Annotated in this window: 24 protein-coding genes and 1 pseudogene; 11 read left to right on the forward strand and 14 right to left on the reverse strand. The window is 72.9% G+C overall.

The features are described from left to right. The first annotated feature begins 85 nt into the window (after positions 1–85). The gene (gene paaK, locus AC07A4_RS14140; protein WP_478597422.1) at positions 86–1,393 is read left to right on the forward strand and encodes a phenylacetate--CoA ligase PaaK; all 1,308 of its coding nucleotides are present in this window, start codon (positions 86–88) and stop codon (positions 1,391–1,393) included. Between the two features lie 82 nt (positions 1,394–1,475). Here the strand turns inward: paaK and AC07A4_RS14145 are convergent, their stop codons facing one another. After that, the gene (locus AC07A4_RS14145; RefSeq protein ID WP_478597425.1) at positions 1,476–2,978 is read right to left on the reverse strand and encodes an acyl-CoA synthetase; all 1,503 of its coding nucleotides are present in this window, start codon (positions 2,976–2,978) and stop codon (positions 1,476–1,478) included. Positions 2,979–3,165: 187 nt separating this feature from the next. Between AC07A4_RS14145 and AC07A4_RS14150 the strand changes: the two genes are divergently transcribed. Further along, entirely contained in the window at positions 3,166–5,580 is a 2,415-nt protein-coding gene (locus AC07A4_RS14150) for a penicillin acylase family protein (RefSeq protein WP_478597428.1), read from the forward strand. A 44-nt stretch (positions 5,581–5,624) separates the two neighbouring features. Here the strand turns inward: AC07A4_RS14150 and AC07A4_RS14155 are convergent, their stop codons facing one another. The 3 genes from AC07A4_RS14155 to AC07A4_RS14165 form a co-directional block, all read right to left on the reverse strand. Further along, positions 5,625–7,181, reverse strand: a complete 1,557-nt coding sequence (locus tag AC07A4_RS14155) for an acyl-CoA synthetase (protein ID WP_478597431.1) — start codon at positions 7,179–7,181, stop codon at positions 5,625–5,627. Positions 7,182–7,253: 72 nt separating this feature from the next. After that, positions 7,254–8,357, reverse strand: a complete 1,104-nt coding sequence (locus AC07A4_RS14160) for an NAD(P)H-dependent flavin oxidoreductase (RefSeq protein WP_478597434.1) — start codon at positions 8,355–8,357, stop codon at positions 7,254–7,256. A 60-nt stretch (positions 8,358–8,417) separates the two neighbouring features. Then, the gene (locus AC07A4_RS14165; protein ID WP_478597436.1) at positions 8,418–8,945 is read right to left on the reverse strand and encodes a hypothetical protein; all 528 of its coding nucleotides are present in this window, start codon (positions 8,943–8,945) and stop codon (positions 8,418–8,420) included. 38 nt (positions 8,946–8,983) lie between these two features. Between AC07A4_RS14165 and AC07A4_RS14170 the strand changes: the two genes are divergently transcribed. Further along, a complete protein-coding gene (locus tag AC07A4_RS14170; protein ID WP_478597438.1) occupies positions 8,984–9,118 on the forward strand; it encodes a hypothetical protein in 135 nt (44 codons plus the stop codon). Between the two features lie 203 nt (positions 9,119–9,321). Beyond that, positions 9,322–10,548: an FAD-dependent oxidoreductase gene (locus AC07A4_RS14175; RefSeq protein ID WP_478597441.1), complete on the forward strand. Its 1,227-nt coding sequence runs from the start codon at positions 9,322–9,324 to the stop codon at positions 10,546–10,548. On the opposite strand, the gene AC07A4_RS14180 is transcribed toward AC07A4_RS14175, so the two are convergent. Continuing rightward, positions 10,549–11,790 carry an amidohydrolase gene (locus AC07A4_RS14180; protein ID WP_478597444.1) on the reverse strand — a complete coding sequence of 414 codons (1,242 nt, stop codon included), beginning with the start codon at positions 11,788–11,790 and terminating at the stop codon, positions 10,549–10,551. Between the two features lie 780 nt (positions 11,791–12,570). Between AC07A4_RS14180 and AC07A4_RS14185 the strand changes: the two genes are divergently transcribed. Then, positions 12,571–13,305 carry a response regulator transcription factor gene (locus AC07A4_RS14185; RefSeq protein WP_478597446.1) on the forward strand — a complete coding sequence of 245 codons (735 nt, stop codon included), beginning with the start codon at positions 12,571–12,573 and terminating at the stop codon, positions 13,303–13,305. Here AC07A4_RS14185 and AC07A4_RS14190 read toward each other — a convergent pair. Beyond that, positions 13,272–13,901, reverse strand: coding sequence for a TetR/AcrR family transcriptional regulator (locus tag AC07A4_RS14190; RefSeq protein ID WP_478597449.1), 630 nt, complete (start codon positions 13,899–13,901; stop codon positions 13,272–13,274). The two genes, AC07A4_RS14185 and AC07A4_RS14190, sit on opposite strands and share 34 nt — an antisense overlap. Positions 13,902–13,928: 27 nt before the next feature. Here AC07A4_RS14190 and AC07A4_RS14195 point away from each other — a divergent pair, with 27 nt between their 5' ends. From AC07A4_RS14195 to AC07A4_RS14215, 5 genes are all read left to right on the forward strand, one after another. Then, complete coding sequence (locus AC07A4_RS14195; protein ID WP_478597537.1) at positions 13,929–14,339, forward strand: PaaI family thioesterase; 411 nt, start codon at positions 13,929–13,931, stop codon at positions 14,337–14,339. A 363-nt stretch (positions 14,340–14,702) separates the two neighbouring features. Beyond that, the gene (locus AC07A4_RS14200) at positions 14,703–15,440 is read left to right on the forward strand and encodes a Phenylacetic acid catabolic protein (protein WP_478597451.1); all 738 of its coding nucleotides are present in this window, start codon (positions 14,703–14,705) and stop codon (positions 15,438–15,440) included. A gap of 143 nt (positions 15,441–15,583) precedes the next feature. Then, on the forward strand, positions 15,584–16,378 hold the full coding sequence (locus AC07A4_RS14205; protein WP_478597454.1) for a hypothetical protein: 795 nt from the start codon (positions 15,584–15,586) through the stop codon (positions 16,376–16,378). Positions 16,379–16,463: 85 nt separating this feature from the next. Next, positions 16,464–17,540 (forward strand): Leu/Phe/Val dehydrogenase, encoded by a 1,077-nt coding sequence (locus AC07A4_RS14210; RefSeq protein ID WP_478597456.1) that lies wholly within the window; start codon positions 16,464–16,466, stop codon positions 17,538–17,540. A gap of 68 nt (positions 17,541–17,608) precedes the next feature. After that, on the forward strand, positions 17,609–18,199 hold the full coding sequence (locus tag AC07A4_RS14215) for a nitroreductase family protein (protein WP_478597459.1): 591 nt from the start codon (positions 17,609–17,611) through the stop codon (positions 18,197–18,199). Positions 18,200–18,212: 13 nt separating this feature from the next. Here AC07A4_RS14215 and AC07A4_RS14220 read toward each other — a convergent pair whose 3' ends face one another. Next, positions 18,213–18,428: a hypothetical protein gene (locus AC07A4_RS14220; RefSeq protein WP_478597461.1), complete on the reverse strand. Its 216-nt coding sequence runs from the start codon at positions 18,426–18,428 to the stop codon at positions 18,213–18,215. Positions 18,429–18,599: 171 nt separating this feature from the next. Between AC07A4_RS14220 and AC07A4_RS14225 the strand changes: the two genes are divergently transcribed. Further along, entirely contained in the window at positions 18,600–19,205 is a 606-nt protein-coding gene (locus tag AC07A4_RS14225; protein WP_478597539.1) for a maleylpyruvate isomerase family mycothiol-dependent enzyme, read from the forward strand. A gap of 22 nt (positions 19,206–19,227) precedes the next feature. Here the strand turns inward: AC07A4_RS14225 and AC07A4_RS14230 are convergent, their stop codons facing one another. The 7 genes and pseudogenes from AC07A4_RS14230 to AC07A4_RS14260 form a co-directional block, all read right to left on the reverse strand. Continuing rightward, positions 19,228–19,851 carry a TetR/AcrR family transcriptional regulator gene (locus tag AC07A4_RS14230; RefSeq protein WP_478597463.1) on the reverse strand — a complete coding sequence of 208 codons (624 nt, stop codon included), beginning with the start codon at positions 19,849–19,851 and terminating at the stop codon, positions 19,228–19,230. Between the two features lie 103 nt (positions 19,852–19,954). After that, the gene (locus AC07A4_RS14235) at positions 19,955–21,535 is read right to left on the reverse strand and encodes a phytoene desaturase family protein (protein ID WP_478597465.1); all 1,581 of its coding nucleotides are present in this window, start codon (positions 21,533–21,535) and stop codon (positions 19,955–19,957) included. Between the two features lie 79 nt (positions 21,536–21,614). After that, positions 21,615–23,879: a serine/threonine-protein kinase gene (locus AC07A4_RS14240; protein WP_478597467.1), complete on the reverse strand. Its 2,265-nt coding sequence runs from the start codon at positions 23,877–23,879 to the stop codon at positions 21,615–21,617. Further along, entirely contained in the window at positions 23,861–24,796 is a 936-nt protein-coding gene (locus tag AC07A4_RS14245; protein WP_478597469.1) for an oxygenase MpaB family protein, read from the reverse strand. Before AC07A4_RS14245 ends, AC07A4_RS14240 begins: the two co-directional genes overlap by 19 nt. 21 nt (positions 24,797–24,817) lie before the next feature. Further along, positions 24,818–25,252: a hypothetical protein gene (locus tag AC07A4_RS14250; RefSeq protein ID WP_478597472.1), complete on the reverse strand. Its 435-nt coding sequence runs from the start codon at positions 25,250–25,252 to the stop codon at positions 24,818–24,820. A 31-nt stretch (positions 25,253–25,283) separates the two neighbouring features. After that, positions 25,284–26,114, reverse strand: a complete 831-nt coding sequence (locus AC07A4_RS14255; RefSeq protein ID WP_478597541.1) for an ArsR/SmtB family transcription factor — start codon at positions 26,112–26,114, stop codon at positions 25,284–25,286. Positions 26,115–26,314: 200 nt separating this feature from the next. Continuing rightward, a pseudogene (locus tag AC07A4_RS14260) lies at positions 26,315–26,417 on the reverse strand (6-phosphogluconate dehydrogenase); the annotation flags it as partial.

Consider the following 26,417-nt stretch of genomic DNA (forward strand, 5'->3'; position numbering starts at 1 on the left):
GACCCTTGCCGCAAGCCATGAAACCTTGAATCACTGACCCGGACACAAGATCGGGCCGATAGCTCGGACGGGGGGTATCGCCCACATGGCGCGTACACCGGCACTCCTGGACGCCGCGGAGCGGCTCGGTCGTGAGGAGCTCGAAGCGCTGCAGCTCGAGCGCCTTCAGGACACGTTGCTGCACGCGTACGAGAACGTCCCCTTCTACCGTGCCGCGTTCAACGCGGCGGGGCTCGGCCCCGACGACTGCCATTCGCTCGCCGACCTGGCCCGCTTCCCGTTCACCACGAAGGCGGACCTGCGGGCGAACTACCCCTTCGGGATGTTCGCCGTGGAGCAGTCGGAACTGCGGCGCCTGCACGCGTCGAGCGGCACGACCGGGCGGCCCACCGTCGTCGGCTACACCGAGCAGGACCTGTCGATGTGGGCGGACGTCGTCGCCCGCTCCATCCGGGCGGCGGGCGGGCGGCCCGGCCACAAGGTGCACGTGGCGTACGGGTACGGGCTCTTCACCGGCGGGCTCGGCGCGCACTACGGCGCCGAGCGGCTCGGCTGCACGGTGATCCCCGCGTCCGGCGGCATGACCGGGCGCCAGGTGCAGCTGATCATGGACTTCCGCCCCGAGATCATCATGGTGACGCCGTCCTACATGCTCACGCTCCTGGAGGAGTTCGAGCGGCAGGGCATCGACCCGCGCTCCACCTCGCTCCAGGTGGGGATCTTCGGCGCGGAGCCGTGGACGGAGGAGATGCGGCGCGAGATCGAGGAGCGGTTCGCGATCGACGCCGTCGACATATACGGCCTCTCCGAGGTGATCGGCCCCGGCGTCGCGCAGGAGTGCGTGGAGACCAAGGACGGGCTGCACATCTGGGAGGACCACTTCTACCCGGAGGTGGTGGACCCGATCACCGGTGAGGTGCTGCCCGACGGCGAGCGCGGCGAGCTGGTGTTCACCTCCCTCACCAAGGAGGCCATGCCGGTCATCCGCTACCGCACCCGGGACCTGACCCGGCTCCTTCCCGGCACGGCCCGGGTCTTCCGGCGCATGGAGAAGGTCACGGGCCGCTGCGACGACATGGTGATCCTGCGCGGCGTGAACCTCTTCCCCACCCAGATCGAGGAGATCCTGCTGCGCACCCCCGGCCTCGCCCCGCACTTCCAGCTGCGGCTGACCAAGCAGGGCCGCATGGACGCCCTCACGGTGCGCGTCGAGTCCCGGGCGGCGACCCCGCCCGGCCGCAGGGTCACCGCGGCCCGCGAGGTGGAGTCCGCGGTGAAGGACAGCATCGGCGTCTCGGTGGCCGTCGAGGTCGTCGACCCGGAGACCCTTGAGCGCTCGGTGGGCAAGATCAAGCGGATCGTGGATCTGCGGGACGCCACGACGGGACGGTAGGAACCGGTTCCCCCAAGGGCCGAACCCGGTTCCCCCAAGGGCCCGGCTCCGCACGCGGAGCCGGGCCCTCAGTACCGGGCCCTCAGCCGGCTGAGAAGCGCTCCCGCAGCTCCCGCTTGAGGATCTTGCCGCTGGCGTTGCGGGGCAGCTCGGGCACGAACAGGACGCGCTTGGGGGCCTTGAAGGACGGCAGCTCCTCGCGCGCGTGGGCGATGAGTTCGGCCTCGGTGACGCCGTCGCGGGCGGGCACGACGACCGCGGTGACGGCCTCGATCCAGCGCGCGTCGGGCAGCCCGATCACCGCGGCCTCCGCGACCCCGGCGTGGGTGTACAGCGCGTCCTCCACCTGGCGCGAGGCGACCAGGACGCCACCGGAGTTGATGACGTCCTTCACCCGGTCGACGACCGTGAAGTAGCCGTCCTCGTCGCGCACCGCCAGGTCGCCGGAGTGGAACCAGCCGCCGCGGAAGGCCTCTTCGGTCTCCTCCGGCTTGCCCCAGTACCCCTCGCACAGCTGCGGGGAGCGGTAGACGACCTCGCCCCGCTCACCGTCGGGCACGTCCTTGCCCGCCGCGTCGACCACCCTCGCCTCCACGAAAAGGACGGGCCGCCCGCACGACGCGAGGCGCCCCTCGTGCTCGTCGGGGCCGAGCACCGTGGCGAGCGGGCCGATCTCGCTCTGCCCGAAGCAGTTGTAGAAGGCGAGCCCCGGCAGCCGCTCCCGCAGCCGCTCCAGGACCGGCACCGGCATGATCGAGGCGCCGTAGTAGGCCTTGCGCAGACCACTGAGGTCGCGCGTGGCGAACTCGGGATGCTGTGACAGGCCGATCCACACGGTGGGCGGCGCGAACAGGCTGTCGGCGCGGCCCTCCTCCACCAGGGCGAGGATCCGCCCGGCGTCGGGCGCGTCGAGGATCGTGTTCTCGGCGCCCACCGCCAGATAGGGCAGCAGGAACACATGGGTCTGCGCGGAGTGGTAGAGCGGCAGGGAGTGCAGCGGCTTGTCCGACGCCTTCAGGTCCAGGGCGTGCAGGGCGCTGGTGTACTCGTGGAGCAGGGCGCGGTGGGTCATCATCGCGCCTTTGGGCAGCGCGGTCGTGCCCGAGGTGTACAGGAGTTGCGCGAGGTCCTCGGTGTCCGGCTCGGGACCGTCGTACGGGGCCGTCGCGGCGAGCCGTGACAGGAGCGAGTCGGCCGCGTCGCGCAGGGGCAGCACGCGGGTCCCCTCGGGGAGGCGGGGGGCGAGGTCGGGGTCCGCGAGGACGAGGGCGCTGCCGGACTGCTCGACGATGTACGTCAGGTCCCCGCCGGTGAGGTTCTGGTTGACCGGCACGTGGACCAGGCCCGCGCGGGCGCAGGCGAGGAAGCCGATGAGGTACGCGTCGGAGTTGTGGGCGTAGGCGGCGACCCGGTCGCCGCGGTCGGGCCCGTGGTCGCGAAGGACGCGGGCCGCGCGGGAGACGGCGTCGTCGAGCGCGGCGTACGTCCAGGCCCGGTCGCCGTAGCGCAGGGCGGTGCGGTGCGGTGTGCGGCGCGCGCTGCGCCGCAGGACTCCGTCGACTGTGCTGTTCCGGACACCCGTCATGGCGTGATCCTGCTGGGGGCCGGGGACGGCGGTCAAGAGGCGCGCCGCCGACCCCCGGACACCGGACAAACTGGTTGGTACGCTCCAACGACCTCTGCTGTCACATCAGTTGGCAGTCCCATCAGTCTGGCTGTCCCAACAGTTTGGCTGTCACATCAGTTGGGAGGCCCATCAGTTGGGAGGCACGATGCGCATACGTACCAGACCGTTCGTGACGTTGGCGTGCGGCGCGGCCCTCCTCGCGGCCTCGGCCCTGCTGCCGCCCGCGGCCGCGGCCGCGCCGGAGGCCGTCGCCCACCCGTCGGGCGGCGGCCTCAGCGCCACCCTCCGCTACACCGAGTACGGCGTCCCGCACATCCTCGCCAAGGACTACGCGAACCTCGGCTTCGGCACCGGCTGGGCCCAGGCGGCCGACCAGGTGTGCGTCATCGCCCAGAGCTTCGTCACCGTGCGCGGCGAGCGCTCGCGCCACTTCGGTCCTGACGGCGACCCGGGCGGCGCGCTGTCGGGGGCGACCACGAACCTCGCCAGCGACCTGTACTTCCGGGGCGTACGGAAGGCGGGCACCGTCGAGAAGCTCCTCGCCGAGCCCGCGCCGCGCGGCCCGAGCCGCACCGTCAAGGAGCTGATGCGCGGCTACGCGGCGGGCTACAACGCCTGGCTGCGGCAGAACCGCGTCACGGACCCGGCCTGCGCGAAGGCCGACTGGGTGCGCCCGGTGTCCGCCCTGGACGCGGCCCGCCTCGACTTCGCCGCGTCGGTGCTCGGCGGGCAGGGCCGTGCCGTCGAGGGCATCACCGGGGCGCGCCCGCCCGCGGCCGGTGACGCCCGCCGGGCACCCGACCCGCGGGCGACGGCCGACGCCGCGCGCCGGATGTTCGCGGCCGAGTCCGCCGACAGGGGCTCCAACGCCGTCGCGTTCAGCGGCGAGGCCACCGCGAACGGCCGCGGCCTGCTGCTCGGCAACCCGCACTACCCCTGGCACGGCGGCAGCCGGTTCTGGCAGTCGCAGCAGACCATCCCGGGCGAGCTGAACGTCTCGGGCGCCTCGCTGCTCGGCACGCCCGTCGTCAACATCGGCTTCAACAGCCGGGTGGCGTGGAGCCACACCGTCGCCACGGGCGTCCCGTTCAACCTGCACGAGCTGACACTCGACCCGGCCGACCCGACCGCGTACCTGGTCGACGGCGTGAGCGAGCGGATGACGCGGCGGACGGTGACCGTGCCGGTGAAGGGCGGCACGCCGGTGACCCGTACGCAGTGGTGGACGCGGTACGGCCCCGTCGTCACCTCGCTCGGCTCCCAGCTGTCCCTGCCCTGGACGACGCGCACCGCCTACGCCCTGAACGACCCCAACGCCGCGCAGCTGCGCGCCGCCGACACCGACCTGCGCTTCGGCAAGGCCCGTTCGGTGGGCGGGATCCTGCGGGCGCTGCGCGACACCCAGGGGCTGCCGTGGGTCAACACCGTCGCCGCGGACCGCGCGGGCCGCTCCCTGTTCACCCAGGCGCAGGTCCTGCCGCGCGTCACCGACGACCTCGCCGGGCGCTGCTCCACGCCGCTGGGCAAGCTGACGTATCCGACGGCGGGCGTGGCGGTCCTGGACGGCGCGCGCCAGGACTGCGCGCTCGGCACGGACGGCGACGCCCTGCAGCCGGGCGTGTTCGGTCCGGCGCGGATGCCGACGCTCACGGACGCGCCGTACGCGCAGAACTCCAACGACAGCGCCTGGCTGGCCCACGCCGACCGGCCGCTCACCGGCTACGAGCGGATCTTCGGCACCGTCGGCACCCAGCGGTCGCTGCGCACGCGCGGCGCCATCGAGGACGTCTCCGCCCTGGCCCGGCGCGGCGATCTCACCGTGAAGGACCTGCGGCGGCTGCAGTTCGCCAACCGGGCGCCCGCGGGCGGCCTCGCCGCCGACGACGTCGCGCGCGCCTGCGCGGCGCTGCCCGGGGGCTCGGCGACGGGCAGCGACGGCAAGGCTGTCGACGTGCGGGAGGCCTGCGGCGTGATCAAGGCGTGGGACCGCACCATGAACACGGACGCGCGCGGCGCGCTGCTCTTCGACCGGTTCTGGCGCGCCCTGACCGCGAAGGTCCCGAACGCGCAGCTGTGGAAGGTGCCGTTCACGGCGTCCGACCCGGTGCGCACGCCGCGCGGCCTCAACACCGACGCGCCGGGCCTGGCCGTCGCGCTCGCCGACGCGGTGTCCGCACTGCGGTCCGCGGGCATCCCGCTGGCCGCGCGGCTCGGTGACCACCAGTTCGTCGTCCGGGGCGGCGAACGGCTTCCGGTGCACGGCGGCACGGAGTCCCTCGGCGTCTGGAACAAGATCGACGCGCGTTGGGACCCGGCGGGCGGCGGTTACACGGACGTCGTGCACGGCTCCAGCCACATCCAGGCCGTCGGCTGGACCGCGTCGCCCTGTCCCAAGGCCCGCACGCTGCTGACCTACGCGCAGTCCTCCAACCCCCGCTCGCCGCACTTCAGCGACCAGACCCGGTTGTTCTCCGGGGAGCGGTGGGTGACGGCGCGGTTCTGCGAGAAGGACATCCTCAAGGCGCCGGGCCTGAAGGTGGTGAAGGTGCGCGAACGCTGACCCGCGCCGCGTGGCCGGGCCCGGATCCGGGCCCGGTCACGCGGTCAGACGGGCCGGTGGCGCCCTTGCCAGTAGGGGTCCCGCAGCCGCCGCTTGTAGAGCTTGCCGTTGGGGTCGCGGGGCATCTCGGGGATGAAGTCCACGCTCTTGGGCCGTTTGTAGCCCGCGAGGCGCCGCTCGCAGTGGCGCAGGATGTCCGCGGCGAGCGCGTCGTCCGCCGGGTGTCCTTCGGCGGGTTCCACGACCGCCTTGACCTCCTCGCCCCAGTCGTCGTGCGGAATGCCGAACGCGGCGGCGTCGGCGACGGCGGGGTGGGCGAGGAGCACGGACTCGATCTCGGCGGGGTAGACGTTCACGCCGCCCGAGATGATCATGTCGATCTTGCGGTCGCGCAGGAACAGGAAGCCGTCCTCGTCCAGATAGCCGAGGTCCCCGACGGTGAAGAAGTCACCGACGCGGTTCTCGCGCGTCTTCGACTCGTCCTTGTGGTACGAGAACCCGCCGGTGCTCATCTTCATGTACACGGTGCCGAGTTCACCGGCGGGCAGCGGCTCGCCGTCGTCGCCGAAGACGGCGATCTCGCTGATGGGCCACGCCTTGCCGACCGTGCCGGGCCGCTTCAGCCAGTCGCGCGCGGTCGCGAACGCGCCGCCGCCCTCGCTGGCCGCGTAGTACTCCTCGACGCACTCCCCCCACCAGTCGATCATCGCCCGCTTCACATGGTCGGGGCAGGGCGCCGCCCCGTGGATGGCGTGCCGCATGGACGAGACGTCATACGCCGACCTGGTCTCGTCCGGCAGGGCGAGGAGCCGGTGGAACTGCGTCGGGACCATGTGCGTGTGCGTGCACCGGTGGGCGTCGATGAGGCGCAGCATCTCCTCGGGCGTCCACTTGTCCATAACGACCAGCGGGTGCCCGATGTGCAGGGCCGCACCGGCGAACTGGAGGACGGCGGTGTGGTAGAGCGGCGAGCACACCAGGTGGACGTTGGCGTCGAAGGGCTTGATGCCGAAGATGCCGAGGAAGCCGCCCAGATGGGCCTCCTCGGGGGGTTTGCCCGGCAGCGGGCGGCGGATGCCGCGCGGGCGTCCGGTGGTGCCGGAGGTGTAGTTCATGACCCAGCCGAGCGTCCGGCCCGCGGGCGGCGACCCGCTGTGCCCGGCGAGGAGTTCGGCGTACGGCCTGAAGCCGGGGACGTCGCCGACGGCGTAGCGGCCCCCGGCCGGGAGCCCGGCCTCGTCGGCCGCCGCCGTGGCCGCGGCGGCGAACCGCTCGTGGGCGATGAGGACCTTGGCCCCGGAGTCGGCGACGATCCAGGCGATCTCCGGTCCTACGAGGTGGTGGTTGACGGGCACGAGGTAGAGGCCCGTCTGCGCGGCGGCGAGGTACGCGGTGAGGAACTCGGCGCCGTTGGGCAGGACGGCGGCGAACGCGTCCCCGCGCTCCAGGCCCGCCGCGCGCAGGCCGTGCGCCAGCTGGTTGGCCGCCGTGTGCAGCCGCCCCGCCGACCAGCGGGTGCCGTCGGGCGCGGTGAGGACGGTGCGGTCGGGGTCCGCGCTCGCCTGCGCCCAGAAGCCGTTGGGCGGGGTGCTGCTGCTCATGGGGCTGCCTCCTTCGGTCGGGCGTGGCGGGGAGAGGAAGAGGGTCCGGGTGCGGGTGCGGGGTGGGCCGGGTCAGGTCCGTCCGGCGATGCGGTTCAGCCGGGTGACGGCCCGCTCGAAGCCGCGGGTCAGGTCGTCGAACACGGCCCTCACGTCACGGGTGGCGTTCATGCGGCCGACGATCTGCCCGACGGGCGTGCCGAGCAGCGGCTCCACCTCGTGCTTCTGGATGCGGGACACGGCCTCCGCGACGAGCAGCCCCTGCAGCGGCATGGGCAGCGCGCCGGGCCCCCGCGGGTCGTCCCAGGCGTCGGTCCACGCGGTGCGCAGCTGACGCGCGGGCTTGCCGGTGAGGGCGCGGGAGCGGACGGTGTCGCCGGAGCCCGCGGCGAGCAGCTTGCGGGTGAGGGCCGGGGAGTGCAGGTCGGCCTCGGTGGTGGTGAGCCAGACCGAGCCGAGCCACACGCCCTGCGCGCCGAGCGCGAGCGCGGCCGCCACCTGCTCGCCGCTGCCGATGCCGCCCGCGGCGAGCACGGGCAACGGGGCGACGGCTTCGGTGACTTCGGGCGTGAGCACCATCGAGGCGATCTCGCCGGTGTGCCCGCCCGCCTCGTAGCCCTGGGCGACGACGACGTCGATGCCCGCTTCGGCGTGCTTGCGCGCGTGCCGGGCGCTGCCCGCGAGGGCGGCGACGAGCACGCCCCGCTCGTGGGCGCGCGCGATCACGTCGGCGGGCGGCGAGCCGAGCGCGTTGGCGAGCAGCTTGATCGGGTAGTCGAGGGCGACGTCGACCTGGCCGCGCGCGACCTGCTCCATCCAGCCGGTGATCCGCCAGCCGGAGGCCTCCCCCTCGGCGAGCTCGGGCACGCTGTACGCGGCGAGGGTGTCCTTGACGAACTGCCGGTGCCCTTCGGGGATCATGGCCTCGACGTCGGCCTCGCTGACGCCTTCGACCTTCTTCGCGGGCATCACCACGTCCAGGCCGTAGGGCCGTCCGTCCACGTGGTCCTGCATCCAGTCGAGGTCGCGCGCGAGGTCCCCGGGCGCCGTGTAGCGCACCGCGCCGAGCACGCCGAACCCTCCGGCCCTGCTGATGGCGGCGGCCACGGCGGGGAACGGCGTGAAGCCGAACACCGCGTACTCCGCTCCCAGTCGCTTGCTCAACTCCGTCTGCATGGGCGCAGGATGCCGCAGCGGCGCGGCCGAAGGAAGAGACTTTCTGATGCTACGTCAGATTCAGCGGACGGGGACGCGGCCCGGACCGCGCTCGCGCAACAGCCTCATCTGGGCCACGACGACGGCCACACCAGCCACGAAGGCGTCGGCCGTCGCCCGGGTGGGGATGACCGCGTACTGAGCCGTCCCGCCCTGGTGGCTCGCGTGGACGTGGATGACGTCGCCCACCGTGTCCAGGTGGCGCACGTTCGCGGCCACCAGGTGCCAGCGACCGTCCCCCGTCACGGCCACGAGCTCCTTGGCCACGCCCCGGTACGAGGACCAGAACCCCTCCCCGACGCCGTACTGGACGCACGCGGCCTTGAACTCCCCCGCCATCAGGGCGAGCGCGTCGTCGACCGCGCGGTACTGCGGCGAATCGCCCGCCTTCCAGCCGAAGAAGTTCCGCACCCCCGGCTGCTTCTTGAGCTTCGGCACCCGCACGGGGCGCATGAGGGCGCGCTCGTACCGCTCCCGCCACTCCCCGCGCTCCGCCTCCGCACGATCCCCCTCGCGCGCGTTCCGCCGCGCGGGCCCGCCGCGCCTCACCGGCGACCCCGCGGGTGTCGAGCGCGATCACCGCGGCGATGACGAGCACGGCGCCCGCGACCGCCCACACCTCGGCCGCGTCCGGCAGTTCGACGACGCTGGTCGCGATGTTCAGGACCGTCGCGACCACCACTGACGACAACGCCGTGGCCACGACGGCCGAGCGTCGGTAGTCGTTCACTCTGTCCCCCGTCGCGCCTCGATCCGCCCCCGGGAAGAGGGCGACCGCGCCGCACGCCCTTCCCTCCACCGTTCTTCCCTCGGGCGCGGGACCGTATTGCTGACCACTCGGTCAGATGTCTGACCGATCGGTTAGAGTGCGCACGTGCGACTGGCTCGCACACGACGGCGACACGACCGCAAGAGGGGGCTTCGCATGGATCGCACGACGTGCTGTGTGGTGGGCGGTGGACCGGCCGGGATGACGCTCGGGCTGCTGCTCGCCCGGGCCGGGGTCGAGGTGACCGTCCTGGAGAAGCACGGGGACTTCCTGCGGGACTTCCGCGGTGACACCGTCCATCCCTCGACGCTGCGCCTGCTCGACCAACTGGGCCTCGGGGAGCGGTTCGCCGCGCTGCCCGCGCGAAAGCTCCAGGACATGCGGCTGCGCATCGACGGCACGACGGTCGTCGCGGGCAGCCTGCGGCACATCCCCGGCCGCCACAAGTACCTCGCGATGGTCCCGCAGTGGGACTTCCTCGACCTGCTCGCGGGCGCGGCCGCCGAGGAGCCCGCCTTCACTCTGCGGATGCGCACAGCGGTCACGGGGCTGCGCACCGACCCGGGCGGCCGGGTCACGGGCGTGCGGTACGTCGACGAGCACGGCGCGCCCGGCGAGCTGGCCGCGGACCTCACCGTCGCCTGTGACGGCCGCGACTCACGGGTGCGCCACGAGGCCGGGCTCACGCCCGAGTACTTCGACGTCCCCATCGACGTGTGGCAGGTGCGGGTGCCCGCCCCGCGCGACCCGGCCAAGGACGGCCGCGTCTTCGTCAGCGTCCGCGACGGCCAGGTGGCCGCCACGATGGACCGGGGCGACTACTTCCAGACCTCCTACCTCATCGAGAAGGGAGCGGACGCCCGGCTGCGGGCCCACGGCATCGCGTGGTTCCGCGACCGGCTCGGCGACCTCCTCGACTGGGACCGCGAGGCCCTGCGCGAGATCCGCTCCTGGGACGACGTGTTGCTCCTGGAGGTCACCATGGGCCGCCTGCGCCGCTGGTACCGCGAAGGGCTGCTGTGCATCGGGGACGCCGCGCACATGATGTCGCCGGTCGGCGGCGTCGGCGTCAACCTCGCGGTGCAGGACGCGGTGGCCACCGCCCGCCTCCTCGCGGCCCCGCTGCGCCGCGGCGACGTCGGCGTCCGGGACCTGGCGCGGGTGCAGCGGCGGCGCTGGCTGCCCACGGCGGTGACGCACGCGTCCCAGCGCGGCGAGCACGAGACGCTGCTGCGCCCGGCCCTCGCCGGGACGCTGCGGGGCGACCGCCTGCCGCTGCCGCTCAAGCTGCTCCAGAAGGTGCCGCCGCTGCGGACGGTCACCGGATACCTGGGCGGCGTGGGCGTACGGCCGGAGCACGCCCCCGCGTTCGCCCGGCGGTGATCACACGCCCCGGCCCAGCCACTCCAGGGCCGCCGCCGTCATCGCTGTCACACCGGTGGTGACGGCGGGCCCGGGCTCCGGGGCGAAGCGGGGCGAGTGGTTGGAGGGGATCTCCCGGTCCGCGGCTCCGGAGGCGTGCGCGGCGGCGAACGCCTCCGGGTCGTGCCCGCCGAACAGCCAGTAGCAGATGGGCGCCCCCGCGGCCGTGGCCAGGATCCCGCAGTCCTCGCTCCCGGTGACCGGGCCGGGGTCGATGACCTGCTCCTCGCCGAGCACCGCCGCGATGGCACCCATGGTCCGCGCGACCGCCGCCGCGTCGTTCTCCAGGACGGGAAACGCGTCGAGCGCCTCGAACTCCGGCTCCCGGTCGGCCCCCGCCACCAGCGCCTCGCCCCGCACGATCCGCTCCACGGCGGCGCGCACCCGCGCGCGCACGTCCTCGTCGTACGTACGGATGCTCAGACGCAGTTCGGCGTCGTCCGGGATGACGTTGTCCACGGTTCCCGCGCGCAGCGCGCCCACGGTGACCACGGCCGTCTGGCTGGCCGGGATCTCCCGCGAGACGACGGTCTGCAGCCGCATCACCGTCGCGGCGGCCATCACCACCGGGTCGACGGAGGTCTCCGGGCGGGAGCCGTGGGCGCCCTTGCCGTACATCGTCACCTTCAGCGAGTCGGTGGCCGCGAACGCGGGACCCGCGTGACAGGCGACCGTCCCCGCCGCGAGCGGCGCCACGTGCTGGCCGAGGACCACGTCGGGCGTCCCGAAGCGCGCGAACAGCTGGTCCTCGACCATCGCCTGGGCTCCCTCGCCGGTCTCCTCGGCGGGCTGGAAGACGGCCACGACCCGCCCACGCCAGTCGGCCCGGGCGTCGGCGAGCAGCTTGAGCGCCCCCAGCAGGCAGGTCACGTGCAGGTCGTGGCCGCAGGCGTGCATGACGCCCTCGTGCCGCGAGGCGTACGGCAGGCCGGTCCGCTCGGCGACCGGCAGCGCGTCGAAGTCGGCGCGCACCAGCACGGTGGGTCCCTCGCCGTGGTCCAGGACGGCCACGACTCCGGTACGGCCGACGCCCGTGGTGACCTCGTACCCGTACGCCCGCGCTCGCCGGGCGATCTCCGCCGCCGTGCGGTGCTCCTCGAAGGCGAGTTCCGGGTGGGCGTGCAGGTCCTCGTAGAGCGCGGTCAGCTCACCGAGGATGCCGCCGAGCCCGGAAAGGGCCGACGGCCCCGGGGAGTTGGTCATGTCCCGCTCCTTCGCCAAGGGTGCCCGCCGGGCGCCGGTCCGTAGATCGTCGGCGCGCCTCAGGCATCGTCGGCCCCGCGGCCGCGCACCGCAAGACCGGCCCCGCCCGCTCGTGCGGCCGTGGGCGGGCAGGCGGTGTTCAGCCCATTCCCCGCCGCGCCCCGAGAGGCCATTTCCAGCCTCACGGGACCGATGACTTTCAGAAATAATGGCTGGTTCACATAAGTGCCGCCACCGTCGATTGTTTAATCCGGAATATTTAATTCAGATCTCCCCACGGGGATGACCTTCATGTACGCTCGCCATGAGCCCGATGCCAGGCCGGGGGGTGGTTCCCCGGACCGGGTGAAGATGCTTGCACGCGGCCGATTCTCCCGGTCGGTCATAACTCCAGGGCGGCCCTCGTAACGGGATATCAAGACAAACCCGAGATCGGCGAGAGTCACGAGTCGGACCCTCCGCGCTCCACCCTTCGTTCGCACCATCCTTCGCCAGGGCGCCTCGCACTCTTTCGCCGCCGTCCCGGATCACATCGCGATCATTAATGCCGCGCCGTCAGTTCCATGTTCGTGTTCACGTTCACGCGTCAGTTCCGCGCAGAGGTTCGCCGTACCGACGGCATGAATACATGGCCCGCATCGCCGCTCTCCCGCTGCACAACAGCGTTCGCGGCGCAGCCGCGGGTCGCCATATCCTGACCTAATCGATCTTGTGGTCACGTCTGACGCGGGCCTCCACAGCGGCCCGCGGACGGCCCTACGGGGGAAAAGGACGCCGCATATGGCCCAGATACAACTGCTCATCGCCGACGACCAGGTCGTGACCCGATCCGGTCTCGTGGCGATGATCAGGGAAGCTCCCGGACTCAACGTGGCCGGCGTGGCCCAGGACGAGGCCGGCGTCCTGACCGCCGTCGGCCACGGGCAACCCGACATCGTCCTGCTGAATCTGCGGAAGCTGACGGGTGACAGCCTCCGTGATCTCGTCCAGATGATCGGCGCGCGCGCCTCGGTCATCGTCCTGTGGTGCCATGACTCCGCCGTCACGGTCCAGGACGCGATCCGGGCCAAGGTCGCCGGGTTCATGGCCCTGGAGATCCTGCAAGAGGAATTCGCCGGCCTGATCGCCCTCGTGGACCGGGGCTGCGCCGCCTATCTCCTCCCGCGCGACAGGATCTGCGACATCGGCGACGGCTGCCCGCTGCCTCCGGCCGCCGGAGCGATGTCGAACCTCACCTCGCGGGAAGGCGACGTCCTGCGGCTCCTGGCCGACGGCATGACGAACAAACAGATCGGCTCCGCCCTGCACATCGCCGAGAACACCGTCAAGAAGCACGTCCACCACGCGATGACCAAGCTGTCGGCGTCCAGCCGGGTGGAAGCGGCACTCCTAGTCTCGCGCCTCGGCCCGCTGGACCGCCCGCCGGACCGCCCGCTCAACCGCCCTCTGGACCGACAGACACGCGACGCCAGCGCGCCCGGTCAGCGCAGGAGCGAGGTAAGCAGCACGTCATAGGTCCGCCCCGCACCGGCGACCGCGGGGGCGCCCCGCATCGCGACCTCGTGCCCGAGGGAGGTCAGCGCGCCGAGCAGCGCGACCGCCAACTGCCGCGCTTCCTCGACCCCTTCGGCCTGCCCGGGCTCCTCGGCGTCGGCGTCGGCGTCGAGGCCGGACTCGTCCGTCAGGCGCGCCCGCCGCACCAGCAGGACCGTCGGCGCCAGCCACCACCGCTCGTCGATCCGGCGCCACCGCTCGTAGCCGAGCACCGCCGGAGCGTCGAGCAGCAGCACTCGGGCGACGGCGGGATCCGCGCAGAACGCGAGGAACTCCCGGCCCGAGCGCCGAAGCCGCGCGACCGGGTCGTCCTCGACGCCAAGTCCTCTGATCCGTACGGCGAGTTCGCGGTGGAGGTCGTGCACGACGTCCTCAAGGAGTGCCTCCTTGCCCGCCCAGTGGTGGTACAGCGCGCCGGTCGTGAGCCCGGAGCCCTCCGCGATCCGCGCGATGGTGGTCGCGGCGTAGCCCCGCTCGCCGAACAACCGCCTTGCCGTACTGATCAGTTGGGCACGTGTGGCCCCGGTGCGTTCCGCGTTGGATCTGCGTGGTGACATACCGAACGATGCTATGTTTCTGCGGTGATGGATGTCGACGCAGCTCAGGCCGTCCTCGATAACAGTCCCTTCGGCCCCTGGTGGGGGTTCAGGGTGGAGTCCGTCGAGAAGGGGCGCGCCCGGGTCTCGCTGCCGCGGCGTCCGGAGCTCTTCCGCCCCGGTGGTGTCCTGCAGGGCGGCTGCGCGATGACGCTCGCCGACGTGACCTGCTGGATCGCGGTCATGTCGCTGTTCGGCGAGGACGATCCGTCCGTCACCCAGCAGATGACGACGAGTTTCCTCGGCCCGGCGCGCACCGATCTGTTCTGCGAGTCCACGATCATGCGGCCCGGCCGCCTCATCGTCTACGGCACCGCCGACACCACCGACACCGCGGGCAAGCTCGTGTCCCACCACACGCTCACCTACATCAGGCCACCGGTGCGGACCGGGGCCTGAGCGCCCCCCGGCCTGAACCCGGCCGTCGCCCGCCGCCCGGCACCGTTCCCAGCCGTTCCCAGCCGTTCCCGCCCGGAACGCCTTCTCCGCGGCCCCTCCGCCCCCGCATCGCCGCGGCATCCGCCGCTGTCCGCCCACGCACCGCGCGACATTCAGGCGCGGTACGCGGCCGACCGCGCCCCGATCGACACGAGAGTATTTTCCCGTGCGAATCCCGGGCGCCCGATCGCGGCCTTCGGCGTAACCCCGAAGAACCACCGGGGATACCCCCAAGGTTCCCTGCCGTATGGCCCCAACGTGGCCTGTCAACGGTGCGCGCCGACCGGATAGTCTCCGATTCCCGGCTACCCGGAGGAGATTCGTATGGCGGATACCTTTTCCGAGATTGTGGACCTCGAGAAAGTGCGTGAACTCCCCGAAGAATACCTTGAGGTGCTTACCCATCAGATGCTCGCCAACGGCGAAGGCGAGCTGAGCGCCGGCGACACCTACGTCGACTCGTTCTATCCCCTCGCCCCCAATGCCGACGAGCGCTACATATGCCTCAAGTTCGGCATGGAAGAGGTGGACCACTTCCGGCGCTTCGCCAAACTGCTCACCCCGCTCGGCATCGACACCTCGCACATGGTGAACCAGGCCGTGGCGGAACGGCGTTACTTCCCGGCCGAAAGCATGACGACACAGTTCACGGTCTGGGAGGAGCGCGCCGCGTTCAGCTTCCTCTGCGAGCTCGAAGGGCACTTCCAGATCAAGGAGATGACCACGAGCACCTACGGGCCGCTGCGCGTCGAGGCCGACGCGATCCTCAAGGAGGAGGCCCGGCACTTCGGCTACGGCAAGCGTCTGATGCAGCAGGCGTACGACGATGGCGGCGACTCCCGCGACCGGGCCCAGCGGGCCCTTGAGCGGTTCTACCCGATGGCCCTCGACATGTTCGGGCGGCCCGACTCCCGGCGCGGGCGGCTCGCGGTCCGGTGGGGCCTGCGCAAGCACGACAACGGCGAACTGCGCGAGTTGTACAAGACGGCGATCGCGCAGCACATCGAGCAGATCGGGTTCTCCGTCCCCAAGGTCGACCCCTCACAGCTCCAGTTCGCCTGAACCGCTCGCGGCTCCAGTCCGCCTGAACCGAGCGGCGCCGCCCTCCCGTTCGTCCGGCCCCGAGCGGCGCCACCCCGCTCGCCCTGGCGGCCCCCTCCCCGCGGCTCCCCCGCGACCCCACCCACCTCACGGAGCAGGCACCGATGACGACGACCGACACCCTGATCGACCGGATCAAGACGCACCGCGTCTTCACCCACCCCTTCTACGACCACTGGGCCGCCCGCCCCCCGTCCGCCGAGGTCACGGGCGCGCTCTTCCACCAGGTGCAGTCGTTCTGCGCCTCCACCCGCCCCGGCGGCGACTTCCCCACCGCGCTGCGCTCCCTCGGCTGGGACCAGCAGGCCGTCCTCATCGAGGAGATCGTCGACAGCGAGGCCGGACACGGCCCCGAACTCGCCACGATGGCGGGCCACATCGTCAACCGCACCGGCACCCAGGTCTTCGACGACGTGTACGACACCGAACGCGTCGAGGCCTGGCTCAAGTCCGCCTCGGACGACCTGCTCGCCACGCTGCCCGGATACGACCCCGAGACCGGTCTGACGGCGCAGGCGGCGGCCGCCATCGACGTGTTCCGGCGCCGGTTCGCCTCCGACGCCCAGACCACGGTCCGCAACCTCGGCACGGCGCTCGCCCTGGAGATCATCTCCAACCAGTCCCTGATCCCCGGCGAGAAGCGCGCGCTCATCGACTCCGGCCACTACAAGACCGACCTCGAAGAGCCGGAGATGCACTACATGGCGGAGCACTGGGGGGACGCCGGTGCCGAGCAGCAGCACGAGGCGAATGTGATCACGGCGGTCTCGTCCGTCATGGACGCTTCGAACAGCGAACAGATCGAGCGGGGCGTGGAGGACTTCCTGACCTCCCTGTGCGCGCTGTGGGACGTCCTGGACGCCGCGCTGCTCTCGTCCGGACTGCGGCCGGTCAGCTGATGCTCCGCCGGCCGGACCGGCGGCTCGCGCCCTCCGGCGCGGCCGCCGGTCCGGCCGGCACCCGACGGGATGCTGGGGTGGGTCAATGAGTGTGTTCGACGAGATGGACGGCCACGAGCAGGTGCTGTTCAGCTCCGGGCCTGGCGGCCTGCGGTGCGTCATCGCGATTCATTCGACGCTGCTGGGCCCCGCGCTCGGCGGCGTGCGCTTCCTTCCGTACGCCGATCACGACCAGGCGGTGCGCGACGCGCTGCGGCTCTCGCGCGCCATGACGTACAAGGCGGCCTGCGCGGGTCTCGACATCGGCGGCGGCAAGGCCGTCATCCTCGGCGGCGCGGGCGTGGAGAAGTCGGAGACGTTGCTCCGCGCGTTCGGGCAGACCGTCGAGAGCCTGTCCGGGCGGTTCATCGCCGCCTGCGACATGGGCATCAGCACCGACGACCTGCGGGTGATGCGCAAGGAGTCCCAGTGGATCCGCGGCCTCGACGTAGCGGAGGGCGGCTCCGGCGAGTCGGGGGCCATGACCGCCTACGGCGTGGGGCTCGGCATCCGCGCCTGCCTGCGCTACCTCGACAACAGCGACAGCCTGCGGGACCGCGAGATCGCCATCGACGGCGTCGGCAAGGTGGGCGCGCGGCTCGCGGCGCACCTGGCGGAGGCGGGCGCGCGCCTCACCCTCGCCGACATCGACCAGGACAAGGCCGAGCGCGTGGCCGAGGCGTGCGGGGCGGAGGTCGTCAGCAGAGAGAAGCTCTACCTGCTCGACGTGGACGTCCTCAGCCCGAACGCGATCGGCAACGTCATCGACGCGGGCCTCGTGGAGCGGCTCCGCTGCCGTGTCGTCGCGGGCGGGGCCAACAACCAACTGGCCGCCCCCGGGATCGCGGACCGGCTCGCGGCCCGCGGCGTCCTGTACGCGCCGGACTTCGTGATCAACGCCCTGGGCCTGATCCAGGTGGTCGACGAACTGCACCCCGCGGGCCACGACATGGACCGCGTACGCCAGCGCGCCGAGCTCATCCCCGAGCGGCTCACCGACATCTTCACCCGGGCGCACCACTTGAAGATCAGCACGGCCGCCGCCGCGATCAGCATGGCGCGCGACCGGCTCGCGGCGGTACGGGGCGTGCGGTCGTTCTGGCTGCCACCGCGCTGCGCCTGACGGACACGGTACGGACTGGCGCACGCGGACCCACGACGACCACCGACCGCTGAGGAGAACGACCGCTGATGGAGCTGGAAGCCGCCATTCGGACCCGGCGCAGTGAGCACCGCCTGCTCGAACCCGCCCCGAGCGACGAGGAGTTCACCGACCTCCTCGCCTGGGCGGCGACCGCGCCCGATCACGGCCGCCTTCGCCCCTGGCGGTGGATCCTCGTGCGCGGCGAAGGCCGGACGGCGCTCGGCGCGTCCTTCGCGTCCGGCGCCACCGACGCGGAGGCCGTCCGGCGCGAGGCGCGCAAACCCCTGCGCGCCCCGCTCCTCGCGACGCTGGTCTTCGTCCCCCGGCGCAACCACCGCGTGCCGGACTGGGAGCAGCTCGCCGCGAGCAGCGCGATGGTCACCTCGCTGATGCTCCTCCTGCACGACCGGGGGTACGGCAGCATGTGGCGCACCGGGGCGAACGTCGACGCGGCCGGGCCCCGGGCGCTCCTTGCCCTCGCCCCGCACGAGCGCGTCATCGGCTGGCTCTACGTCGGCACCCCGGATCCCACCCGGCGTGCCGTCCCGCGCTCCCCGGCCCCGGTCGGACACCGGGTCTCCCGGCTCCGGCCGCCGCCCGTCCCGGTCCAGGCGGGCCCTGCGCGCGGCCGCGAGTAGTCGGCGCCGAAGGTCAGCCGCCGCCCTGCCCCCAGGTCTCCGGCCCGCCGCCCCGCCACTCGATCAGGGGGGACACGGCGACTTCGACGGGGTCGATGTCCAGGCCCGCGCGGCGCAAAAACTCCGTCACGTCCTCCAGGCCGTGCGCGACGCCGACGTTCTCGCCGTGTACGTCCACCCGGCGGCCTCCCGCCGCGGACGCCCGGTGCACCACTATCTCCGCTGTCATGCCTCCAGCGTGCTCCCCCCGCGTGCCGGGCGCAGGCCGACACCCCGTCGGGCCCGCGCGCCGGTCCTTCGCCCAGGCGATGAGTTCCCGTCGTACCGCGAGTCCCCCCTGAGGGAAACCCGTGGTCGACAGTCGAACAAAGGAATCGCCGTGAAGGACGACATCTGGTCGATGGTGCACGCGGAGCGTGCGGCGCTGGTGGATGACCTCGCGCGCCTCGATGACGGGCGGTGGGAGGCGCCGTCGCTGTGCGAGGGATGGACCGTGCACGACGTGGTCGCCCACCTCGTGGACACCTGGCGCACGACGCGCCTCGGTTTCGTGGTCGGGCTCGTGCGGGCGCGGTTCGACTTCGACCGGCAGAACGCGTGCGGCGTGCGGCGCGAGCGCGGCGCCACGCCGCGAGAGACCCTGGAGCGGCTGCGGCGGGAGGTGTCGCGGACGTCGACTCCTCCGGCGCCCCTCGACAGCCGCCTCGTCGAGGAGGTCGTCCACGGGGAGGACATCCGTCGCCCCCTGGGGATCGGCCATGCCTACCAGCCCGAAGCCGTCCTCAGATCGCTCCGCCTGCAGGCCCGTACCCCGGCGTCCTTCGGCGGCGCCAAGGAGCTCACGGCGCGGGTGCGGCTCACGGCGACGGACACGGACCTGTCGCTCGGGAGCGGCCCGGACGTGCGGGGCACCGCGCTCGCGCTGCTCCTGGCCGTCTCCGGACGGCGGGTGGCCCTGGACGATCTCGAAGGGCCTGGCCTCGCCACCCTTGCGACGGCCGTCTGACGCCCCGTCGTGCGGGGGCCGCTCAGCGCGCGTCGACGGCGTGCAGCGTGAACGTCACCAGTTCCCCGGCGGCCGCGTCCAGGTCGAGCTCGGGGTGGGCCAGCCAGTGGCCGATGACGCCGTCGATGGCGCCGCCGACGGCCAGGGACACCGTGGTGGGGTCGAACGGCCGGAACTGCCCGGCCTCCTGCCCCGCCGCGAGGAGGTCCGCGAGGGCTTGCCAGCGGCCCGCCGTGTCATGGCCGCCCGGGTTCTTCAGCCGGGTGCCGCCCTGGTCGTCGAGGAGCATCTCGGTGATGACGCGGACGTGCCGCCGGTTCGCCCGCTGGTAGCCGACCATGGCGCGGACGTAGGCGATCACCGCGGCCCTCGGGTCCGGCGCGGCCGCCACCCGCTCGTTCACGTACGCGGTGAACTCGTCGAGGACGTGGGCGAGCGCCGCCTGGGTGAGGTTGTCCTTGGCGGCGAAGTGGTAAAGGACCGCGGCCTTGGACAGGCCCGCCCGCTCGGCGATGGCGGACAGGGACGCCGCCGGATACCCCTGGGTGGAGATCAGGTCGATGGTGCACTCGATGAGCTGGCGGCGGCGGGCCAGTTCCGTGAAGGTCGGTGCGTCCGCGCGGCGGCCGTCTCGTCGGGCAGCCATGGTGAGCACCTCTCGTTTCCTTACGCGCGCGGGGTGGACCCGCCGCGCCGGCCGGGACCGACCGTACACCAGCCGTCCGCCGTGTTGATCACCGCTTTGTCGGTCATCGTTCCAGGACGGCCATGGCCGCGTTGTGACCGGCGATCCCGCTGACGCCGCCGCCCCGGCGGGCGCCCGCGCCGCACAGGTGGACGTTCGCGTGCGCGGTGGCCGTGCCCCACCGGTCGTCGGCCCCTCCGCCGCCGTCCTCCTCCCCGTCACGGCCGCTCGCCGTGTACGGGAAGGAGAGGTCGCCGTGGAAGATGTTGCCGCCCGGCAGGCGCAGCTCGCGCTCCAGGTCCAGGGGGGTCTTCGCCTCGACGCACGGGCGGCCGTCCGCGTCGGTGGCGAGACAGTCGGCGAGGGGCTCGGCCAGGTGGGCGTCGAGCTGGGCGAGGGTCGCCGCCAGGAGCCGCTCGCGGGCGGCTGTGTTGCTGGCCTCGGTGAAAAGGCGGGCGGGGGTGTGCAGGCCGAAGAGCGTGAGGGTCTGGTAGCCGCGCTCCACCAGGTCCGGGCCGAGGATCGTGGGGTCGGTGAGCGAGTGGCAGTAGATCTCGGAGGGCGGCGCGGTCGGGAGGCTGCCCGCGGCCGCCTCGGCGTGCGCCCGCGCAAGCTCCTCGTAGCCCTCGGCGATGTGGAAGGTCCCGGCGAAGGCCTCGCGGGGGTCGACGGTGGCGTCGCGGAGCTTCGGGAGCCGCTTCAGGAGCATGTTGACCTTGAGCTGGGCGCCTTCGGCGGGAGGCGGCGGGCCCTGCCCGGTCAGCGCGGCGAGCTCCTGGGGCGAGGTGCCCACCAGGACGTGGCGGGCGCCGACCCTGCCCTCGCCGTCGGCGGTCCGGTACGTCACCTCGGCGTGCCGTCCGTCGCTGTCCACGCGCGTGACCTCGTGGCCGGTGAGCAGTTCGGCGCCCGCGGCGCGGGCGGTCCCCGCGAGCGCGCGGGTCAGCGCGCCCATGCCGCCGACGGGCACGTTCCAGTCGCCGGTGCCGCCGCCGATGACGTGGTAGAGGAAGCAGCGGTTCTGGCGCAGGCTCGGGTCGTGGGCGTCGGTGAACGTGCCGATCAGGGCGTCGGTGAGGACGACTCCGCGCACCAGGTCGTCGGTGAACCTGGCCTCGATCGCGGCGCCGATGGGCTCTTCGAACAGGGTGCGCCACACGGTGTCGTCGTCGACGGCGCGGCGCAGCTCCGCCTTGGTGGGCAGCGGCTCGGTGAGGGTGGGGAACACCCGCCGCGCGGCGTGGGCCGTCAGGGCGGAGAACTCCCGCCAGGCCTCGTAGTCGCGGTCGTCGCCGGTCAGGCGGGCGAAGGAGGCCCGGGTGCGGGACTCGGCGCCGCCCACGAGCAGGCCGGTGGGGCGGCCGTCGCGGACGGTGGGCGTGTACGAGGACACCGACCGGGCGCGGACCCGGAAGTCCAGGTTCAGATCACGGACGATCTTCCTGGGCAGCAGGCTCACGAGGTAGGAGTACCGGGAGAGGTGGGCGTCCTGGCCGGGGAAGGGGCGCGTGGACACGGCGGCTCCGCCGGTCTCCCCCAGGCGTTCCAGGAGCAGCACAGAGCGGCCCGCGCGGGCCAGATAGGCCGCGGCCACCAGGGCGTTGTGGCCGCCGCCGATGACGACGGCGTCATAGCTGGGTCGCATGGTTCTTCGTAGCACGGATCGGTTTTCGCGTGTGTGGTGCGCGCGGGCCTGTCCCGGGGCCGCGCGGGCGGCGGGTGTCTCAGTGGCCGCCCGTCGCCTGCTGGCGCAGGGCCTCGACCCTGCGGTACAGCTCCGCCGCTTCCCGGCCGCGGCCCAGCTGCTCCAGGCAGTGCGCCTCGTCGTTGCGGCTGGCGAGGGTGTCGGGGTGGCCGGCGCCGAGGACCTGTTCGCGGGCGGCGGCGACGGCGCGGTACTCGGTGAGGGCGTCGGCCCAGCGGCCGAGCCAGCCCAGGCCGACGGCGACCTCGCGGCGGCTGACCAGGGTGTCGGGGTGGTGGCCGCCGAGGACGCGCTCGCGGATGGCGCACACGTCGCGGGCCTCGGCGAGGGCCTCCTCCCAGCGGCCCTGGCGGCCGAGGTTGACGCCGAGGCCGTGGCGGGCGCGCAGGGTCTCGGGGTTGGCGGGGCCGTGCACGCGGGTGCGGTCGTCGATGAGGCCGCGGTAGAGCTCCAGGGCCTCGGCGCTGCGGCCGAGGCGGCCGAGGCTGATGCCGACCTCGTAGCGCGCGGCGAGCGTGTCGGGGTGGTCGGGGCCGAGGGCGCGGGTGCGGGCCTCGGCGACCTCGCGGTAGGTGTGCAGGGCTTCCGGCCAGCGGCCGAGCTGGCCGAGGGTGTACGCCACCTCGTAGCGCGTGACCAGGGTGTCGGGGTGGGTGGGGCCGAGGACGCGGGCGCGGGCGGCGGCGACGTCGCGGGCCAGGCGGTAGGAGTCCTCCAGGCGGCCGAGGCGGCTGAGGTTGAAGGACAGGTTGTGGCGGCAGCGCAGGGTGTCGGGGTGGTCGGGGCCCGCGGTGCGCTCGCGCACGGCGAGCACCGAGGTGTACACCTGGTGGGCTTCGAGGTGCCGGCCGAGCTGGCCGAGCACGTACGCCATCTCCTGCCGGACGGCGAGCGTGTCCGGGTGGCCGGCGCCGAGGGCGCGGTCGCGGCCCTCGGCGACGCGGCTGTACTCGCGCAGCGCGTCGGCGGGGCGGCCGGTGCGGCTGAGGGTGAACCCCACTTCGTAGCGGCTGGCGAGGGTGTCGGGGTGGTCGGGCCCGAGGACGCGCTCGCGTTCGGCGGCGACCGTGCGGTGCAGCTCGCCCGCTTCGGCCCAGCGGCCGTGCCGCCCGAGGCTCAGGCCCGCGTTGTGGCGGCTGACGAGCGTGGCGAGGACGTCCGGGGGCGGGGTCGGCCGGGCGGGCGCGGGCCCCGGCAGGGCGGTGCGGCGGCCACTGGCGCGCGGGATCCACTCGCCGGTGAGGCCCGCGGACGCGTCGGGCGGGGTGGCGCCGAGGGCGGCGCCCGTCGCCTTGTGGCCGGTGGTCATGCCGCGCGTCCAGTGCGGCAGGGCCGGTTCGGGGCGGCCGGGGCGCTGTTCGGGGGGCGGGTGCCCGGTGCGGCGCAGGGCCGGGGTGACGACGGTGGGCACGTAGGTGACGCGGCCCGGCTGCGTGTCGCGGCCGACGGCGATGCGGCGGCCGAGCTCCCGGGCGTCGCCGGGCCGTTCGTCGGGGTGCTTGGCGAGCAGGTCGAGGACGATCCGGTCGAAGAACTCGGGCAGTTCGCCGCGGCGGCGGCGCGGCGGCTCGGGCGGGGTGTCGCGGTGCCCGACGAGGATCGCCCAGGCGTCGTCCAGGTCGAACGGGGGTGCCCCGGTGGCGAGTTCGTACAGGACGCAGCCGAAGGAGTACAGGTCGCTGCGCTGGTCGACCTCGGCGCCGCTGATCTGCTCGGGCGACATGTAGTGCGGGGTGCCCATGGCGATGCCGGTGCCGGTCAGGCGCGATGTGAAGCCGATGTCGTGGCCGAGCCGGGCGATGCCGAAGTCGCAGATCTTCACCGTGCCGTCGGTGAGCCGCATGATGTTGGCGGGCTTCAAATCCCGGTGCACGATGCCCTGTTCGTGCGTGTAGGCGAGCGCGGAGGCGACCTGGTCGGCGATGTCCACGACGTCGGGGACGGGCAGCGGGTGCTGCTGGTTGTCCTCGAGGAGCTGGCTGAGGTTGCGGCCCTGGAGGAGCTCCATGACGAGGAACAGGACGCCGTCGGACTCGCCGAAGTCGTGCACGACGGTGATGCCGCGGTGCTGGAGCGCGGCGGCGACGCGGGCCTCGCGCCGGAACCGCTCGCGCAGCACCCGGGTGAACGACGGGTCGTGCTGGGGCCCGAGGGGTTTGAGGCACTTGACGGCGACCTTGCGGCCCAGGGATTCGTCGTGGGCCCGCCACACCTCGCCCATGCCGCCGCGGCCGATCAGGTCGAGGAGCCGGTAGCGGCCCTGGATCAGCCTGGTGTCCCCCATCTCTGGCATCTCGTGCTGTCGCCCCCGTCGCCTCGCTGCGCCCTCCCCGGCCCGTCCAGTATGGCGTTGTGTCGGTGGACTTTGTACGGCGCGGGGCGACTGCCCGGGCCGAGCCGGGCCATGGCGCGCAGGATGTGCTTCGGCGGCAGCTGCCAGCGCAGACGCGCCGGTATGAGACGCAGCAGGCGCCCGGTGGTGACGAGGCCGCGGGTGACGGCCGGGGCGGGCGGGGCGGGTCTGCCGTACAGCGCGTGGGCGTACGGCGGCAGGGACGCGTAGGCGAGGTGCGCCACGCGCCGCCACAGCAGGGCGCGCGCCGGGACGAGGAGCGGGGGTGTGGGCGGGCGGCGCAGGAAGTCGTCGACGACGCGGGCCTCGGGGCCCGCGGCGAGTTCGGGCGCCGTCTTTTCGAAGTACGCGGCGAGTTCGCCGGTGGTGGCCGGGACGCGGCCGGGGTCGAGGCCCACCAGGCGGGCGCTCTCGCGGTGTTCGGCGACGTAGCGGTCGGCGGCGGCGTCGCTGAGGCGAAAGCCCGAGCGGCGCAGCACGTGCAGATAGGAGTCGATCTCCGCGCAGTGCACCCACAGGAGCAGGTCGGGTTCGTCGACGCCGTAGCGCTCCCCCGTGTCCGGGTCGACCGCCGAGAGCATGGTGTGAATCTTGCGCACCCGGGCGCCCGCCTTCTCGGCGGCCTCGGTGGTGCCGTACGTCGTCGTGCCGACGAAGTGGGCGGTGCGCATCAGGCGGCCCCAGGCGTCCTTGCGGAAGTCGGAGTTCTGCAGGACGCCGCGGACGGCGCGCGGGTGCAGTGCCTGGAGGTACAGGGCCCGGACGCCCGCGATCCACATCATGGGGTCGCCGTGCATCTGCCACGTCACCGACGAGGGCCCGAACAGTCCGGGATCCGCTTCACGCATGCCCCCACCTCCGCCGTCAGGCTACCGGCACTTCGGGGGTTCGCCCCTGTACGGGGCGAAGTGCATCGGCGGCATCCCCGCGGCCTCGAACACGGCTCCGTTCGGGGCGTAGCGCTGCATGTACCCGGGCACCACGTCGGGCGACTGGGCCCGCTCCCCCTTCACGTGGCTACGCGACGAGCTGGAGACGCTCTCCAGCCGCCACCACCGCCCGTCGAAGCGCGCGAACCGGATGTCGCAGTGGCCCGGCATGTCGTACGCGTACCACTTGCCCTCCTTCGCCTTGGCGGGGCCTTCCTCCCAGTGGTCGGGGTCGTGGCGGTCCCGGGCGGCCAGGGTGGGCTTGCCGGGCGTCTCCTCCTCGTCCTCGTCCGAGGAGGAGACGCAGCCCGTCGCGAGGAGGGCGGCCGCCAGGGCGGCGGAGACGAGCAGGGGGGTGCACCGCGTAGGCGTCATACCCCTACGACGCGACGGGCCGCGGGTGCGTTCAGTCCTTTTCGGCCGCGGGCTCCGGCAGCGTCTCGCCGGTCTCCAGGAGCGTCTTGAGGTTGGAGATCAGCGCGGCCCAGCCGTCGTTGATCATCTCCAGGACGGTGCTGCCGGGCTCGAAGCCGTCGTGGATGACGGTGAGCTTGACGGTCTCGCCCTGCGGCTCGATGTCGAAGGTCACCTTGGAGCGCTTCTCGGCGGCGATCTTCGCGAAGGTCTCGTCGTCCACGTCGACCGCCTTGGCGAAGCCGGGCGTGAAGGTGTGCCAGGTGTAGGACAGGCGGCGGTAGGGGTCGCACTCGAGGACGACCTGCTCCGGGTCGGGTCCGGTGAGGCCGTGGCCCTCCCAGGCCATGACGGAGCCGGGCTTCCAGTCGGTGACGAACTCCAGGTTCCAGTACCGCCGCGTGAAGGCCGGGTCAGTGAGGCCCTGCCAGAGCTTCTCGGGGGTGGTCCTGATGTAGGTGGTGTAGACGAACGCGGTGTCGTCGCTGCGGTGCGGGGTGTTCTGCGTGGTCATGGGGCTGCTCTCCAGTGCGTGCTTCAGATCGGCGAGCGCGGTCGCCCGCGCGCGGTCGTAGCGGCTGATCCAGCGGTCGGCGATGGCGTTGATGGGTGCGGCGTTGAGGTAGTGCAGCTTCTCCCTGCCCTGCCGGACGGTGGTGACAAGGCGGGCCGCCTCCAGCAGGGCGAGGTGCTTGCTGACGGACTGCCGGGCCATGTCGAGACCGGCGCACAGCTCGCGCAGCGTCTGCCCGTTGCGGGCGTTCAGGCTGTCGAGCAGCTGCCGTCGGCTCGTGTCGGCCAGCGCCTTGAAGACCTCGTCCATCTCTGCGTCCATCCCCCACCCCTCTAACATGCAGCCGTTTAGCTGCCTAAAACGATAGGCAGCCGGATGGCTGCATGTCAAGGCGGAGCCAAGGAGCCGCCCTGCGCCCTGCGCCCTGCGCCCGGAAAACGATCAGGGGGGCGCGGTGATCCGCGCCCCCCTGCACACAGCGACCGCGCCCCTACGCGGCGCGGCGCGACCTACTGGGTGGACTCGACGGCGTGGCCGCCGAACTGGTTGCGCAGCGCCGCGATCATCTTCATCTGCGGCGAGTCGTCCTGGCGCGAGGCGAAGCGGGCGAAC

It is taken from the genome of Streptomyces sp. NPDC043996 (genome assembly GCF_056435225.1).

Excerpts from the sequence above, each read along its gene's own strand:
- paaK (WP_478597422.1), top strand. The coding sequence starts at position 86 with ATGGCGCGTACACCGGCACTCCTGGACGCCGCGGAGCGGCTCGGTCGT.
- AC07A4_RS14145 (WP_478597425.1), bottom strand. The coding sequence starts at position 2,978 with ATGACGGGTGTCCGGAACAGCACAGTCGACGGAGTCCTGCGGCGCAGC.
- AC07A4_RS14150 (WP_478597428.1), top strand. The coding sequence starts at position 3,166 with ATGCGCATACGTACCAGACCGTTCGTGACGTTGGCGTGCGGCGCGGCC.
- AC07A4_RS14155 (WP_478597431.1), bottom strand. The coding sequence starts at position 7,181 with ATGAGCAGCAGCACCCCGCCCAACGGCTTCTGGGCGCAGGCGAGCGCG.
- AC07A4_RS14160 (WP_478597434.1), bottom strand. The coding sequence starts at position 8,357 with ATGCAGACGGAGTTGAGCAAGCGACTGGGAGCGGAGTACGCGGTGTTC.
- AC07A4_RS14170 (WP_478597438.1), top strand. The coding sequence starts at position 8,984 with ATGACGAGCACGGCGCCCGCGACCGCCCACACCTCGGCCGCGTCCGGC.
- AC07A4_RS14175 (WP_478597441.1), top strand. The coding sequence starts at position 9,322 with ATGGATCGCACGACGTGCTGTGTGGTGGGCGGTGGACCGGCCGGGATG.
- AC07A4_RS14180 (WP_478597444.1), bottom strand. The coding sequence starts at position 11,790 with ATGACCAACTCCCCGGGGCCGTCGGCCCTTTCCGGGCTCGGCGGCATC.
- AC07A4_RS14185 (WP_478597446.1), top strand. The coding sequence starts at position 12,571 with ATGGCCCAGATACAACTGCTCATCGCCGACGACCAGGTCGTGACCCGA.
- AC07A4_RS14190 (WP_478597449.1), bottom strand. The coding sequence starts at position 13,901 with ATGTCACCACGCAGATCCAACGCGGAACGCACCGGGGCCACACGTGCC.
- AC07A4_RS14195 (WP_478597537.1), top strand. The coding sequence starts at position 13,929 with ATGGATGTCGACGCAGCTCAGGCCGTCCTCGATAACAGTCCCTTCGGC.
- AC07A4_RS14200 (WP_478597451.1), top strand. The coding sequence starts at position 14,703 with ATGGCGGATACCTTTTCCGAGATTGTGGACCTCGAGAAAGTGCGTGAA.
- AC07A4_RS14205 (WP_478597454.1), top strand. The coding sequence starts at position 15,584 with ATGACGACGACCGACACCCTGATCGACCGGATCAAGACGCACCGCGTC.
- AC07A4_RS14210 (WP_478597456.1), top strand. The coding sequence starts at position 16,464 with ATGAGTGTGTTCGACGAGATGGACGGCCACGAGCAGGTGCTGTTCAGC.
- AC07A4_RS14215 (WP_478597459.1), top strand. The coding sequence starts at position 17,609 with ATGGAGCTGGAAGCCGCCATTCGGACCCGGCGCAGTGAGCACCGCCTG.
- AC07A4_RS14220 (WP_478597461.1), bottom strand. The coding sequence starts at position 18,428 with ATGACAGCGGAGATAGTGGTGCACCGGGCGTCCGCGGCGGGAGGCCGC.
- AC07A4_RS14225 (WP_478597539.1), top strand. The coding sequence starts at position 18,600 with ATGGTGCACGCGGAGCGTGCGGCGCTGGTGGATGACCTCGCGCGCCTC.
- AC07A4_RS14230 (WP_478597463.1), bottom strand. The coding sequence starts at position 19,851 with ATGGCTGCCCGACGAGACGGCCGCCGCGCGGACGCACCGACCTTCACG.
- AC07A4_RS14235 (WP_478597465.1), bottom strand. The coding sequence starts at position 21,535 with ATGCGACCCAGCTATGACGCCGTCGTCATCGGCGGCGGCCACAACGCC.
- AC07A4_RS14240 (WP_478597467.1), bottom strand. The coding sequence starts at position 23,879 with ATGGGGGACACCAGGCTGATCCAGGGCCGCTACCGGCTCCTCGACCTG.
- AC07A4_RS14245 (WP_478597469.1), bottom strand. The coding sequence starts at position 24,796 with ATGCGTGAAGCGGATCCCGGACTGTTCGGGCCCTCGTCGGTGACGTGG.
- AC07A4_RS14250 (WP_478597472.1), bottom strand. The coding sequence starts at position 25,252 with ATGACGCCTACGCGGTGCACCCCCCTGCTCGTCTCCGCCGCCCTGGCG.
- AC07A4_RS14255 (WP_478597541.1), bottom strand. The coding sequence starts at position 26,114 with ATGGACGAGGTCTTCAAGGCGCTGGCCGACACGAGCCGACGGCAGCTG.